Consider the following 14031-nt stretch of genomic DNA (forward strand, 5'->3'; position numbering starts at 1 on the left):
TGTGCCGTGTCAGTGGATGCGCATTATAGGGAGTTTTGATCTCAGTGCAAGCGCTTTTTGAAAGAAAAATCATGTTTTTTCAAAAAGATATTATAAGCACATCATACACACTACATACCCCCAGACTTATCCACAAAAGTGGCTATAAACGCCGTTTTAATAGACTTTAATTGAGATTGCATCAGCTAGTGTACAAGCAATAAAAAAGGGTGACTCTGCGAGTCACCCTTTTTCAATATCTCTGAACGATTAGCTTTAACTGAATGTTCTAGTGTTCTAGTGTTCTAGCTTAGCTTACCGTGGCATTGCTTATACTTCTTACCTGAACCACACGGACATGGATCGTTACGGCCAACTTTCTCGCCATCTCGAACAACAGGTTGTGTTGCCGCTAATGCCGCTGCCTCTTCTGCACCGACTAGTGCTTCAGCTTCAGCATGTTGGTAATCACGACGGATCTTGGCATCTTCTTGACGACGACGCTCTTCCATCTCTTCTACATCAGATTGTGCCTGTACTTGTACTTTAGACAGAACACTAATTACATCATGCTTTAGAGATTCAAGCATTTGTTGGAATAGCTCAAATGATTCACGCTTATACTCTTGCTTTGGATTCTTTTGCGCGTAACCACGTAAATGAATACCTTGTCGCAAATGATCCATCGCAGATAAGTGCTCTTTCCATAAACCGTCTAGCGTTTGCAGCATAACTGCCTTTTCAAACTGACGTAGAACTTGCTCACCCACCATCTCTTCTTTGGCTTTATAAGCATTTACCCAAGTTTCAACAATACGCTCACGTAATGTTTCTTCGTGTAAGTCGTCTTCCTTATCCAACCATTCTTGAACAGGAAGGTTCATTGCGTATTCTTGTTGAAGGCGTTTCTCTAACCCCTCAACGTCCCATAGTTCTTCGACTGATTGACGAGGAATGTATTGGTCGATTAAGCCATTAACCACATCTTCTTGGATGTTAGTAATGGTGTCTTGAATGCTATCTGCATCCATAAGTTCGTTACGTTGGGCGTAAACAACCTGACGTTGATCGTTAGCAACATCATCAAACTCAAGTAACTGCTTACGAATATCAAAGTTACGTGCTTCAACTTTACGTTGTGCATTTTCAATTGCACGTGACACCCATGGGTGCTCAATCGCTTCACCTTGCTCCATACCTAACTTCTTCATCATTGATGAAACACGGTCTGAAGCGAAGATACGCATTAAGCTATCTTCCATCGATAAATAGAAACGTGATGAACCAGCATCACCTTGACGACCTGAACGACCACGTAGCTGATTGTCAATACGGCGAGATTCGTGACGCTCAGTACCAAGAATATGCAAACCGCCGGCAGCAACCACTTCATCATGACGGATCTTCCAATCCGCCTTAATTTTGGCTTTCTGCTCGTCGGTAGCGTTGCCTAAGGCTTCGATTTCCATGTTCCAGTTACCGCCAAGCACGATATCTGTACCACGGCCAGCCATGTTAGTTGCAACCGTTACCGCACCAGTGCGGCCTGCTTGCGCTACGATGTCTGCTTCGCGCTCATGGAACTTAGCATTCAAGATCTCATGTGGGATCTTTTCTTTCTTTAATAGGCTATGCAGTAACTCTGATTGTTCAATCGAAACTGTACCAACCAATACAGGTTGGCCACGCTCACGACAACCTACGATATCTTTCACGATAGCCGCATACTTCTCTTCAGCTGTTAGATAGACTAAATCAGCATGATCTTGACGGATCATTGGGCGGTTAGTCGGTACAACAACAGTATCTAGACCATAAATATGCTGGAATTCGAATGCTTCGGTGTCAGCTGTACCCGTCATACCGGCAAGTTTTTCATACTGACGGAAGAAGTTCTGGAATGTAATTGACGCTAATGTTTGGTTTTCATTTTGAATATGAACACCTTCTTTAGCTTCTACCGCTTGGTGTAAACCTTCTGACCAACGACGACCTGGCATAGTACGACCAGTGTGTTCATCAACGATGATCACTTCATTATCTTGAACGATGTAATCTACATCTTTCTCGAATAACGTGTGTGCACGAAGTGCAGCATTTACATGATGCAGTAATGAGATATTAGCAGCTGAATATAGCGAGTCGCCTTCAGCTAACATGCCGCGCTCAGTCAATAGCACTTCCACTTTCTCTTGACCGCGCTCAGTCATGTGAACTTGCTTTGACTTTTCATCAACAGAATAGTCACCTTCACCAATAAACTCTTCTGTGTCTTCTTTCTCTTGAGCGACTAGATTAGGGATCAGTGTGTTGATCTTGATGTATAGCTCAGAGCTATCTTCAGCTGCACCAGAAATAATTAACGGTGTACGCGCCTCATCAATAAGGATTGAGTCAACTTCGTCAATTAGGGCGTAATGAAGTGGACGTTGAACGCGTTCGCTTGGCGAAAACGCCATATTGTCTCGTAGGTAATCGAAACCAAACTCATTGTTGGTACCATAGGTGATATCTGCGTCGTAAGCCGCTTTCTTTTCTACTTGTCCAAGACCAGCAACGTTAATACCAACGGTTAAACCAAGGAATTCGAATAGAGGACGGTTATTTTCAGCATCACGAGCTGCAAGGTAATCGTTCACGGTAATAACGTGTACGCCTTTACCTGTTAGACCATTTAGATAAGCAGGCAGAGTTGCCGTTAACGTTTTACCTTCACCTGTACGCATTTCTGCAATACGGTTACTATCCAAAATCATGCCGCCAATAAGTTGGACATCAAAGTGACGCATTTCAAACACGCGCTTTGATGCTTCACGTACCGTTGCAAAAGCTTCTGGTAAAACACCTTCTAATGATTCACCACCGTCTAAACGCTCGCGGAAGTGGGCTGTTTTTGCTTTTAATTCTTCATCTGATAGTTTTTCATACTCAGCTTCTAGTGCGTTAATTTTATTAACCACTTTACCAAATGCTTTAAGAGTACGATCGTTGCGACTACCAAATACTTTTGTCAGTAATTTACCAAACATCTGAACCACTTCTATGTTGTTGGCCAAGTCCCTTTTAGAGCCTGAAAGCCGATTTTACGATTAACCTGCCTTGCGGTAGACATATTTTTGCGGATCTATCTGTTGTCCACCGCGCAACACTTCATAGTGTACATGAGGCCCTGTTGAGCGCCCTGTACTCCCCATAATAGCGATTATATCGCCTTTAGCGACCACATCACCCACATTTACTGACAAAGCTTTATTATGACCGTAGCGAGTACTAAGACCATTTCCATGATCAATTTCTACTAAATTACCATAACCAAACATCTTGTCCGCCCATGTCACCACGCCACCTGCGGTCGCGATAACACCGGAGCCCTCTTTTCCAGCAAAGTCGATACCTTTATGCATCGTACGTTTGCCATTAAAAGGATCATTACGTAAACCATAAGGCGATGATAACCAACCTTTCTGAATTGGTCGCCCAGATATATAACGTTCTTCATCTATATGGAGATTAGATGCTACTGTTTCAAGTAGTGAAAGCTGAACATTATTATTATCTATTCGTGATACCAGCTCATCCATATCGGCAATAAGCTGATCGAGTTCGATGTTAGTACCTAGTTCACTGATACCACCCACACCGACTTCTGAAGAGAAATCAAATTGATCTTCTAGTTGATTATTTACTGCAACTTGCTGGCCTAATGCCTCTAAACGCGTGAGTTTAGCTTGCATACGCGCAACATGGGCTACCAACATCGAAAGCTGAGTCTCAGTTGCATTTTTTAATGCAATTAATTCCTCTTTTTGTGCTTCACGCGCTACGCGCTCATTATCGACATTAGCTTGTTGCTGTATAAGTTGCTTAGCATTATGCTGATATAAACCTGTTCCTGCTGCAATCAGCAAGATAGGTAAAAGCAGCCAACGCTTTCCTGGTTGCCAGCGGGTGGCACCATTTCGACCTTGAATAAAAACTGTTACACTCATAGCCTAATTAAGCCATTTTATTATCATATGAAAAAGCCCCCTCAGGATCTCAGCCAGTTACTGCATCAGCAAGGCACTATGCCTCATTTAGCTGAAAAATCAGAACTGTTATTACACTTAGATCAATACGTGAAACAAGTGCTAACTGGTCCAGTGACAGAGCAACTCAAGGTTGCTAATTTACGTCAAGGGATCTTGGTTATTGAAACAACAACGGCTGCTTGGGCGGCAAGAATAAACTTCCAAAAACCCAAAATACTACAATTACTACAAGCCGAAACGCTCCCCATGCTTACCGCAATCGAGGTTAAAGTCAACCCAAGCTTGTTAATGTATCAAACAAAACCCAAAGCCGCTCACAACCTGATTAGTGAAAATGCTGCCGCTCACATCGAAGCATTAGCAGAGCATACAGAAGGGACATTAGCGCTAAAACTAAAACGGCTGGCTGCATTAGCCAGCCGTTCAAGGCAATCTTAATCGCGATTAAGCGAACACTGCACCAGCTGGTACAGAGAAGCTAACTGGTGCATCAGCTTCTTTTTCAAAGCTCACTATTTCCCATGCGTCTTGTTGTGCAAGCATGGCACGCACTAGTTGATTGTTAAGCGCATGTCCTGTCTTATATGCGCAAAATTCACCAACAATTGCGTGACCAGCAACGTACAAATCACCAAATGCATCAAGAATTTTATGCTTAACGAACTCGTCCTCATAACGCAGGCCATCGGGGTTGAGGACGCGATATTCGTCAAGTACAACAGCATTTTCCATGCTGCCGCCTAATGCAAGATTATTAGCTCTTAGGTACTCGATATCTCGCATAAAACCAAACGTTCTAGCACGGCTGATATCTTTTACAAAAGCTGACGATGAAAAATCCATAACCATATGTTGTTGACTACGAGCGATTTCAGGGTGGTTAAAGTCAATTGCGAAATTAACACGGAAGCCTTTAAATGGCTTCAACTCTGCCCACTTATCACCGTCTTCAACGCGAATTGGTTTAGTGATCTTTATATACTTTTTAGCAGCGCTTTGCTCTTGGATACCTACTGATTGCAGTAGGAATACAAAAGGACTAGCACTACCATCCATAATTGGAATTTCAGGTGCATCGACTTCGATAATAGCGTTATCGATTCCTAATCCAGCCAACGCTGCAAATAGGTGTTCAATTGTTGAGATACGAACACCATCATCGTTAACTAATGCGGTACACATAGTCGTTTCACGTACTTGATCCGCGACTGCTGGAATCTCAACAGCTGGTGTCAGATCGGTACGCACTAACTTAATACCTGTGTTAACTGGCGCGGGCTTAATGATCAAAGTCACCTTGTTGCCGGAATGCAATCCAACACCAGTAGTCTTAACCATATCTTTGACAGTTCTTTGAAAAATCATGTATTTACCCGTTAATTATCTCAACAAAAAAGCAGCTTTCACTCACTTTTTAAGCGTGAGCGAGCGATGCTGGTCGGATATCCTAGCATATCTTTGCAAATTAACCAAAATTCACGCAGCTTTTAGACAATATATTAGTATCGCCCCAAAGCTATTAACTATTTATTAACACTGAATTTAATCAGCTTGCTTACGCAAAAATGCTGGAATGTCTAAATAGTCAAGTTCGTTCTTCTTCTCGCTTACTGGTGTTGCAACTTGCGGTTGCACTGCTGGTGCAGTATTACCGTGCGACACAGTTGGAGCAACCGTATCTTCAGCAACAAAAGTCTCTTGGCGAGTCTCTACAGGAACGATAGGTTCTGGACGTGGAGCTGGCTTTGAAACAAGCTGAATATCAGGTTTCTTTTCAGCACCTATGCCCGTCGCCACTACTGTTACACGTAGCTCATCTGACATTTCAGGGTCAATTACTGCACCCACAACAACTGTCGCGTTGTCTGAAGCGTAAGCTTTAACATGGTTACCTACAGTCTCGAACTCTTCGATACTCATGTCCATGCCAGCTGTAATATTAACAAGTACGCCGCGTGCGCCAGCTAGATCAATATCTTCTAGTAGCGGGCTAGCAACAGCAGCTTCTGCCGCCTCTTCAGCGCGATCTTCGCCGCTAGCAACGCCTGTGCCCATCATGGCATTACCCATTTCAGACATAACCGTTTTCACGTCAGCAAAGTCGACGTTGATTAGACCTGGACGAGTAATTAGTTCGGCAATACCTTGCACAGCACCAAGTAATACGTTGTTAGCTGCAGCAAATGCATCTAATAAAGATGTGCCACGACCTAGTACTTTAAGTAACTTTTCGTTTGGAATCGTGATTAACGAATCAACATGCTTCGCTAACTGTTCAATACCTTGATCGGCAAACGTCATGCGCTTTTTGCCTTCGAATGGGAAAGGCTTAGTCACAACTGCAACGGTTAGAATACCTTCTTCGCGAGCGATCTCTGCAACAACTGGAGCCGCACCGGTACCTGTACCGCCGCCCATACCCGCAGCGATAAAGATCATATCTGAACCTTTAATCGCATTACGAATGCTTTCTTTATCTTCTTCTGCCGCTAAACGACCAATCTCAGGGTTTGCACCAGCGCCCAAACCTTTAGTCACGTCACGACCTAATTGAATTGTGGTTGATGCAGCAGACTTGCGCAGCGCTTGTGCGTCAGTATTTGTTGCTACAAACTCAACACCTTCGATGTTGTGTTTAACCATATGCTCGACAGCATTACCACCGCCGCCACCGACACCGATGACCTTAATCACCGCTTCGTCTGTATGACTATCCATGATCTCAAACATGGTCTTTTCTCCGTTCTGCCTGCGTTATTAACTAAAACTCACCTTTAAACCAGCTTTGGACCCGATTCCAAACACTGGTAACCCCTTGACGTTCAGGACGTTCGAACTGACGTTCGATCACTCTGCGCGCCCCATAATGAAGCAACCCAACTCCGGTAGAGTAAATAGGTTGATCCACATATTCATGTAAACCTTTAACTGGTAGCGGTTGCGCCATTCTTACTGGCATACCGAATGTTGCCTCGGCAATATCAACTGCACCTTCGATTGAAGCTGTACCGCCAGTAATAACGATGCCAGCAGCAATCTGGTCTTCTAAACCGCTTTCTTGTAACTGTTTTAAAATAAGCTCAAATAGCTCTTGGTATCTTGGCTCTACTACTTCAGCTAAGGTATGACGTGACATACTTCGAGATGGACGACCACCCACTGACGGCACTTCGATACTCTCTTCACGGCTAACCATTGAGCTGCGAGCGCTAGCATGCTGCACTTTGATCTGCTCAGCATGAGACAGAGGTGTGCGGAAAATCTTAGCAATATCATTGGTCACTTGGTTACCTGCAACAGGAACCACAGCACAATGTCGCAACGCGCCATTAGTGTATACAGCGATATCAGTGGTACCACCGCCCATATCAACTAAACAAACACCTAGATCTTTCTCATCATCAGTCAGCACTGAGTCAGCCGACGCTATTGCTGAAAACACGAGGTCATCAACTTTTAAACCACAGCGCTCGACACTCTTAGTAATGTTCTTCGCCATATCATTGGCACAGGTAACAATATGCACCTTAGCTTCCATACGCATGCCAGACATGCCGATAGGACTTTTAATCCCATCTTGTACATCAATTGCGTACTCTTGCGGTAACACATGCAAAATACGACGCTCTGTTGGTATTTTCACTGAGCGTGCTGTATGAATAACGTTATCAACGTCTTCTTGAGTCACTTCTTCATCGTTAATCGACACCATGCCATTTTCATTTTGGCATTCGATATGTTTACCTGAAATGCTCAAGTAAACCGAAGACACTTGGCAATCAGCCATGAGTTCAGCTTGATCGAGTGCTCGCTGTACACTACGTACAATAGAGTCGAGGTCGTTTACGCCGCCTTTATCCATGCCTCTTGAAGGATGGTTACCTAGGCCGACAATACTGATCTCACCGTCCGGCAACACTTCACCTATGATCACAGCGACTTTTGACGTCCCTATGTCCAATCCCACAATCAGATTTCTATCTAGATTCTTGGTCATTAATTAACGGCTCTCTTTTGTGCATCATCCCAACCTACGGCCAAACCTGTGTCGTAGCGCAAATCCACGGTTGCTACCTGCTTACCTTGTTGTTCAAGTTGCGGGTAAACGTGGATAAATCTTTGTATCCTTGCCATCTTGTCTTCTCTGCCAAGCTCTAACTTAATGCCATTATTGAGCTCAGCATGCCAAGCATGCCGTGGACTTAGGCTCAAACTTTGTAAGTTAAAGCCATTAATTCTTAATAGTTCGCCAAGCTGCTGGTAAGTAGTCAGCACTGACTTACCTTGTGCTTCTGGCCCAGTCAAAAACGGTAGATTAGGTATACCTTCTTTTACTGGAGCATCAAATACTTCGCCATAAATATTGAGCCAAGCATCACCATTCCAGTGAGCGACAGGCTTTTGCTCCACCAAATATATCTTTAATTTGGCTGGCCATTCCCGCCTTACCGAAGCTTGATAGACCCATGGTAAAGCCTCTAGTGCATCTTGCACTTGGTTCACGTCTGCAGAAAAAAAGCTTCTTTCCATCAAGTCTTGCAGTGCCAGCTGAATTTCACTGTCTTCGGTATATAAGCGCTCACCTTTAACTGCAACAGCCTCAATCGGCAAAGCATCAGCGTCGTTGAGTACGTTATTAAGCTTCATCGCTGCCATGGCAAATCCGACTAACACACACAGCAAAAACACCACACCGAAGCACAAGTACCAATCGGCTTGTAAAAGCAACACTCGAACACGCTGACCTTTCTCGCGCCAAGACACCTTTAGGCTTCCTTTTGCAACCGCAAACCCGGAAAATCGGCCATTATATAGGCCTTATTCCAAGCGTCAAAATTTGATGTGTAAATTAAGCTATCTGATTCTAAATTACACATTTTTTGTATCATTTTTAGCATCAAAGCCAAGATTTGACTCGGCTAAACTTTTTGACAACAAACCAATGTTGCCTGCACCTTGAGTTAGTAGTAAATCGCCATCTTGTAATATCTCTGGCAATATCGCTTCTAGCTGCTCGCTATCTGCAACAAATACCGGTTCAACTTGACCGCGCACACGAATAGAACGACACAGTGCTCGACTATCTGCTCCCGGAATTGCGGCTTCACCTGCCGAATACACATCTAACATCAACAAACAGTCAACTTGCGATAGCACTTCAACAAAGTCTTCGTATAAGTCACGAGTTCGACTATAACGGTGCGGTTGATAAATCATTACTAAGCGACGCTCTGGCCAGCCAAGTCTTGCAGCTTTAATGGTGGCAGCAACTTCACTTGGGTGATGGCCATAATCATCGACCAACTTAATTTCACCTTTGCCTGTGCTAAATTCACCAATTTGCTGGAAACGACGCCCAATACCTTGGAACTCAGCTAACGCTTTAACGATTGCTTCATCCGCGATCTCATCTTCTGTCGCAACAGCGATTGCTGCGAGGGCATTAAGCACGTTATGTTCACCAGGCAAGTTAACTGACAGTTCTAGATCATCAACACCTGAACGACGCACTGTAAATTCACAGCTATAACCCGTTTGCTTAAAGCTAACTGCTCGCACGTCCGCATCTTCACTAAAGCCATAAGTTACTACTCGGCGCCCAATACGCGGCAATAATTCCCGTACAATAGGATCATCAATACAAACAACTGCAACACCGTAAAATGGCAAGTTATGTAAAAAGTCGACAAAGGTTGTTTTTAGCTTTTCAAGATCACCTTCGTAGGTGTCCATATGATCAGCTTCAATGTTTGTCACCACACTCACCATTGGTTGCAAGTGCAAAAAGCTTGCGTCACTCTCATCCGCTTCTGCGATTAAGTAGCGGCTATGGCCTAAACGTGCATTTGTTCCAGCACTATTGAGTAAGCCGCCTATTACAAAGGTCGGATCACGATCGGCTTGACCATATACACTGGCGATTAAACTGGTCGTAGTGGTTTTACCGTGAGTGCCTGCCACTGCAACGCCATGACGATAACGCATCAACTCCGCTAACATTTCGGCGCGACGAACAATAGGAATTCTCAACTCCTTTGCTGCAACTAACTCGGGGTTATTCGCGCTGATAGCAGTAGAAACCACCACCACATCGGCATCTTTTACCTGACTTGCATCATGGCCGATATAGATGGTTGCACCAAGTTGAGTCAACCTTTGGGTTACCGTGCTCTCTGCGATATCAGAGCCACTCAACTTGTAGCCTTCATTAACCAATACTTCTGCAATGCCACCCATACCTGCACCGCCAATGCCAACGAAATAGATATGTTTGACTCGGCGCATTTCAGGGATCATCGATCTTAGCTGTGAATGCTTTTCTGCTGCGTTACTCATTTCAACCCTTCTCAGCTAATCGAATACAGACGTTAGCAACTCGCTGAGTTGCGTCTAAAATTGCTACGTCTCGAGCACGTTGGCCCATATTACATAATTCTTGTTTATCAGATGCCAACATCGACAACTTGGTCATCAGCTTGCTGGTATCAACTATTGGCTGTGGCAACAAGAAAGCCGCCCCAGCATTAACTAACACTTTGGCATTTTTAGTCTGGTGATCATCTACTGCATGTGGGTATGGCACCAATAAACTAGGCAAACCAACTGCAGCAAGCTCTGATACAGTTAATGCACCTGAGCGGCAAACCACGACATCCGCCCAACGATAAGCTGCTTCCATATCGTCAATAAATTCTGCAACACTGACGCTGCCATCTTGGCCTAAACGTTGATACTCCGCTTTGACCGCTGCCAAATTATCGCGACCAACTTGATGCCAAACCGTCATTGAATGAGTTTTACTCACTCCTTCAAGCACGCTTGGCATTACATCATTAAAAATTTTAGCGCCTAGGCTACCACCCACAACGAGCACCTTAAGTGAGTCATCATCACAAACTGGCTTGCGCTGTTCTCCCAAAGCAATGAGTTCTTTTCGAATTGGATTACCAACAGTTTCCGCTTTTACATCGGTAAAAGTACCCTCAAAGGCACATAAGACTTCTGCTGCGATTTTGGACAACAATCGATTGGTCATACCGGGGATCGCATTTTGCTCATGTAGCACCAAGGGAATACCGCATAACTTTGCGGCTACACCACCTGGCCCGCTAGCAAAACCGCCCATGCCCATGACAACATCCGGCTTAAAACTCTTAATAACTGCACGCGCCTGCATGATCGAACGTAAGATCTTAAAAGGTGCAGCTAACTTGCGTATAATCCCGTTGCCACGTACGCCTTTAATATCAATAAAATCGATATCAAAGCCATGTTGCGGAACCAATCGAGCTTCCATACGCTCAGCGGTCCCTAACCAACGGACCTTCCAGCCTTGCTGACTTAAATATTTTGCAACTGCTAGCGCAGGAAAAACATGACCGCCAGTTCCACCGGCCATGATTAAAATGCGCTTTTCTTCAGTTTGCTTAGTCATGGTTTTACTCATTATTTTCCTGCACGGCCATCAACGGCCTGAATAACACTTAAGCGTCGCTCATAATCAATACGGATCAGCATCATGACAGCTGCCGTCATCACCCATAAGCTACTGCCGCCATAGCTAATAAATGGCAGGGTCAATCCTTTAGTTGGCAGCATACCAATACTGGCGCCGACGTTGACCACAGTTTGAAAACAGATCCAAATCCCTATGCCATAAGCGAGGTAACCTTCAAATGCTCTTTCCAAAACCAAGCACATATTACCTAGCTTAATCGCTCTCAATGCCACAAAGAGCAACACAGCCAACACTGCGATAATGCCGATAAATCCAAGTTCTTCACCAATAACGGCAAAGATAAAGTCGGTATGCGCTTCAGGCAAATACTCTAACTTCTGAATGCTGTTTCCCAAGCCTTGACCAAACCAATCACCTCGGCCATAGGCCATTAGTGATTGAGTTAGCTGATAACCACTACCAAATGGATCCTGCCAAGGATCTAAAAACGAGGTAACTCGGCGCATTCGGTATGGTTCAAATAACACCAAAGCCACAAATGCTAAAATCCCCGCCAATATCAAAGCAAAGAAATCAAATAAGCGCGCACCAGCTAAAAACAGTAAACCCACAGTACCAACAAAAAGTACGACCACTGTGCCTAAGTCAGGCTGGGCTAAAATTAACACCGCATAAGCTGCAAATACTGCAATAGGCTTATAAAAACCTTTGGCGTTTTCTCTAATCTCTTGATGGCGTCTAACTAAATATCCCGCCATATATATCGCAAAAGCAAACTTTGCGATTTCTGCAACTTGAATACGAATTGGCCCTATTGATAACCAACGCGTAGCGCCATTTACGGTGGTACCTACCAGCAACACAGCCACTAACATCAAGCCAACAACGAGCAGCAGTAAAGGACTAAAATTCTGCCAATGTCGCATCTCAATCTGCAGCACTACGGCTGCAATCAACACGCAACCGATAAGATAAGCACCGTGACGCCACACAAAATGAAACGGGTTACCCGTCAATGTTTGCGCTTCTGGCATTGATGCAGACATCACCATCACAAAGCCAAAGCTAATAAGCGCCAACACAGCAAACAATAACGACCTATCGTAAAGATGCTTAGTCGGCGTGATGTCATCATTAAACAAATTTGCCAAGGGCCATTTAAAGCGCTCACCAAATAGGTTCAACTGCTTGATCTTACTGAGCATCGAGCGCAACAACCAAGCTACGGAACTCTTCACCACGAGCCATATAATTCGGATACATATCTAAACTGGCACAAGCTGGAGATAAAATAACAATATCTCCCGGTGTCGCAATTTCACGTGCAGCAGCCACAGCTTCAGCCATAGTTGCAACCTTAATTGCATCAGGCTTCAATGCGGCAATTTTGTCTCCATCTCGACCTAAGGTAATTAGCTGGCTAACTTTCTCTAGCACTGGTTCTAGGTTCGCTAAGTCCGCGCCCTTGCTATCGCCACCCGCAATAAGAATCAGCTCACCTAAGTGATCACTCAAACCATCAATAGCAGCAACGGTTGCGCCAACATTGGTTGCTTTAGAATCATTGATATAAGTGACACCATCGACTTCAGCGACAGTCTCACAACGATGGGCTAAGCCGTTAAATACTTTAGCTACGGCAACTTGATGTTCACGTGCTATGCCAACTGCTGTTGTTAATGCCATAGCCGCCAACACATTCGCATGATTATGGCTACCCACTAAGGCTACATCTGCAACAGGCATTATAGGGCTGCTACCCAAAACCAACATACCACCTGCGATTCCCCACGCATCATCGTTAGGAACATCTAAACCAAAGCTATTTTGGTTAGTTGGATGGTTAGGTATCGTCAGTGGGTCTTCACGATTAAACAGCACCATCTTGGTCTGCTCGTAGAGCTTTAACTTAGCTTGGCGGTAAGACTCTATATCGTTATAGCGGTCCATATGATCTTCACTCACATTCAAACAAGTCGCGATAGCGCATTGCAGGCTATGAGTGGTTTCTAACTGAAAACTAGAAAGCTCAAGAATATAAAGATCTTTTGGCTCAAGTAATAGATCTAACGCTGGCACTCCGATATTACCGCCAACAGCATATGAACAACCGCTTGCCTCAGCGATTTCGCCCACTAAGGTCGTTACCGTGGTTTTACCATTAGAGCCTGTAATACCAATCACTTTGGCGTCTGTTTTACTGACTTCCCTAGCAAAGAGTTCAACATCACCAATCACTTCAATTCCCATATCGAATGCGACTCTCACTTCAGGAGTTTCACATGCAATACCCGGACTAATAACGATTTGCTCAGCCTGAACGAGATAACGACAATCAAACCCGCCTGCCACTAATTGAACTTGCGGGAATTCAGCTGCCAATACGTCTGCACCAGGAGGCGCAGCTCGGCTATCCATCACCAATGGGGTGATACCTTGTCCACACAGGTAACGCACAACAGACAAGCCTGTTGCACCTAAACCTAATACTATGTGTGAATACTGCTGCGCCATATCAGACCTATTTCAATTCAGTTAATATCTGTTTAATGTAATTAATTC

At 44.4% G+C, this 14031-nt stretch carries 11 protein-coding genes; 1 reads left to right on the forward strand and 10 read right to left on the reverse strand.

Annotation, left to right across the window (positions count from 1 at the left end):
* Positions 1 to 284: 284 nt before the first annotated feature.
* Entirely contained in the window at positions 285 to 3008 is a 2724-nt protein-coding gene (gene secA, locus L884_RS0120515) for a preprotein translocase subunit SecA (RefSeq protein WP_028769243.1), read from the reverse strand.
* A gap of 60 nt (positions 3009 to 3068) precedes the next feature.
* Positions 3069 to 3968, reverse strand: coding sequence for a M23 family metallopeptidase (locus L884_RS0120520; RefSeq protein ID WP_028769244.1), 900 nt, complete (start codon positions 3966 to 3968; stop codon positions 3069 to 3071).
* A gap of 27 nt (positions 3969 to 3995) precedes the next feature.
* Between L884_RS0120520 and L884_RS0120525 the strand changes: the two genes are divergently transcribed.
* Positions 3996 to 4448, forward strand: a complete 453-nt coding sequence (locus L884_RS0120525) for a DUF721 domain-containing protein (RefSeq protein WP_028769245.1) — start codon at positions 3996 to 3998, stop codon at positions 4446 to 4448.
* A gap of 6 nt (positions 4449 to 4454) precedes the next feature.
* Here the strand turns inward: L884_RS0120525 and lpxC are convergent, their stop codons facing one another.
* From lpxC to murD, 8 genes are all read right to left on the reverse strand, one after another.
* The gene (gene lpxC / locus L884_RS0120530) at positions 4455 to 5375 is read right to left on the reverse strand and encodes a UDP-3-O-acyl-N-acetylglucosamine deacetylase (protein ID WP_028769246.1); all 921 of its coding nucleotides are present in this window, start codon (positions 5373 to 5375) and stop codon (positions 4455 to 4457) included.
* A gap of 177 nt (positions 5376 to 5552) precedes the next feature.
* Complete coding sequence (gene ftsZ, locus L884_RS0120535; RefSeq protein ID WP_028769247.1) at positions 5553 to 6740, reverse strand: cell division protein FtsZ; 1188 nt, start codon at positions 6738 to 6740, stop codon at positions 5553 to 5555.
* A 31-nt stretch (positions 6741 to 6771) separates the two neighbouring features.
* Positions 6772 to 8007 carry a cell division protein FtsA gene (gene ftsA, locus L884_RS0120540; protein WP_028769248.1) on the reverse strand — a complete coding sequence of 412 codons (1236 nt, stop codon included), beginning with the start codon at positions 8005 to 8007 and terminating at the stop codon, positions 6772 to 6774.
* Positions 8007 to 8774: a cell division protein FtsQ/DivIB gene (locus tag L884_RS0120545; RefSeq protein WP_028769249.1), complete on the reverse strand. Its 768-nt coding sequence runs from the start codon at positions 8772 to 8774 to the stop codon at positions 8007 to 8009. The genes ftsA and L884_RS0120545 overlap by 1 nt, the downstream gene beginning before the upstream one ends.
* Before the next feature lie 105 nt (positions 8775 to 8879).
* Complete coding sequence (murC, locus tag L884_RS0120550; RefSeq protein ID WP_028769250.1) at positions 8880 to 10346, reverse strand: UDP-N-acetylmuramate--L-alanine ligase; 1467 nt, start codon at positions 10344 to 10346, stop codon at positions 8880 to 8882.
* 1 nt (position 10347) lies between these two features.
* A complete protein-coding gene (gene murG / locus L884_RS0120555) occupies positions 10348 to 11445 on the reverse strand; it encodes an undecaprenyldiphospho-muramoylpentapeptide beta-N-acetylglucosaminyltransferase (RefSeq protein WP_028769251.1) in 1098 nt (365 codons plus the stop codon).
* Positions 11446 to 11456: 11 nt separating this feature from the next.
* Positions 11457 to 12674 (reverse strand): cell division protein FtsW, encoded by a 1218-nt coding sequence (gene ftsW, locus L884_RS0120560; protein WP_028769252.1) that lies wholly within the window; start codon positions 12672 to 12674, stop codon positions 11457 to 11459.
* Positions 12664 to 13983, reverse strand: a complete 1320-nt coding sequence (gene murD, locus L884_RS0120565) for a UDP-N-acetylmuramoyl-L-alanine--D-glutamate ligase (protein WP_028769253.1) — start codon at positions 13981 to 13983, stop codon at positions 12664 to 12666. The genes ftsW and murD overlap by 11 nt, the downstream gene beginning before the upstream one ends.
* Between the last annotated feature and the right edge of the window lie 48 nt (positions 13984 to 14031).

The sequence above is a fragment of the Shewanella fidelis ATCC BAA-318 genome, assembly GCF_000518605.1.
GTDB classification, from domain to species: domain Bacteria; phylum Pseudomonadota; class Gammaproteobacteria; order Enterobacterales; family Shewanellaceae; genus Shewanella; species Shewanella fidelis.

Coding starts and splice junctions, on each gene's coding strand:
- murC (WP_028769250.1), bottom strand. CDS start 10,346: ATGAGTAACGCAGCAGAAAAGCATTCACAGCTAAGATCGATGATCCCT.
- ftsA (WP_028769248.1), bottom strand. CDS start 8,007: ATGACCAAGAATCTAGATAGAAATCTGATTGTGGGATTGGACATAGGG.
- lpxC (WP_028769246.1), bottom strand. CDS start 5,375: ATGATTTTTCAAAGAACTGTCAAAGATATGGTTAAGACTACTGGTGTT.
- murD (WP_028769253.1), bottom strand. CDS start 13,983: ATGGCGCAGCAGTATTCACACATAGTATTAGGTTTAGGTGCAACAGGC.
- secA (WP_028769243.1), bottom strand. CDS start 3,008: ATGTTTGGTAAATTACTGACAAAAGTATTTGGTAGTCGCAACGATCGT.
- ftsZ (WP_028769247.1), bottom strand. CDS start 6,740: ATGTTTGAGATCATGGATAGTCATACAGACGAAGCGGTGATTAAGGTC.
- ftsW (WP_028769252.1), bottom strand. CDS start 12,674: ATGCTCAGTAAGATCAAGCAGTTGAACCTATTTGGTGAGCGCTTTAAA.
- murG (WP_028769251.1), bottom strand. CDS start 11,445: ATGACTAAGCAAACTGAAGAAAAGCGCATTTTAATCATGGCCGGTGGA.
- L884_RS0120525 (WP_028769245.1), top strand. CDS start 3,996: ATGAAAAAGCCCCCTCAGGATCTCAGCCAGTTACTGCATCAGCAAGGC.
- L884_RS0120520 (WP_028769244.1), bottom strand. CDS start 3,968: ATGAGTGTAACAGTTTTTATTCAAGGTCGAAATGGTGCCACCCGCTGG.